The organism is Actinomycetospora sp. TBRC 11914, assembly GCF_012933465.1.
Lineage (GTDB): Bacteria > Actinomycetota > Actinomycetes > Mycobacteriales > Pseudonocardiaceae > Actinomycetospora.
In genome coordinates this window covers 1-408 of sequence record NZ_JABBND010000060.1, presented here as the reverse complement: position 1 = coordinate 408, position 408 = coordinate 1, and the positions used below count along the sequence as shown (strand labels likewise).

At 71.1% G+C, this 408-nt stretch carries 1 protein-coding gene; it reads right to left on the bottom strand.

What is annotated here, in order from left to right; translation table 11 throughout:
* Positions 1–50 precede the first annotated feature (50 nt).
* Positions 51–408 (bottom strand): hypothetical protein (locus HH311_RS31195; protein WP_211191045.1); only part of this gene is annotated, 358 nt, incomplete at its 5' end.

Sequence of the window (408 nt, the reverse complement as noted above, 5' to 3'; positions counted from 1 at the left end):
TGCGGGTGGTGGTGCTGGTCAGTGCTGGGTGTTGGGTGCTGGTCGGGTGATCAGTGGTGGACGACCGGGTTGTGGTCGTGCCCGTGGCCGAAGTCCTTGCCGTGGCCGAAGTCCTTGCCGTGGCCGAAGCCCTTGCCGTGACCCCACTTGCCGTCGTGGCCGTGCTTGCCGTGGCCCCACTTGTCGTGGCCGTGGCCCCACTTGCCGTGGTCGCCGTGACCCCACTTGCCGTGGTCGCCGTGGCCCCACTTGCCGTGGTCGCCGTGGCCCCACTTGCCGTGGTCGCCGTGGCCCCACTTGCCGTGGTCCCCGTGACCCCACTTGCCGTGGTCCCCGTGACCCCACTTGCCGTGGTTGTCGTGCCCGTGGTCGCGGCCGTGGCCGTGGTCCCCGCGGTGGTCGTTGCCG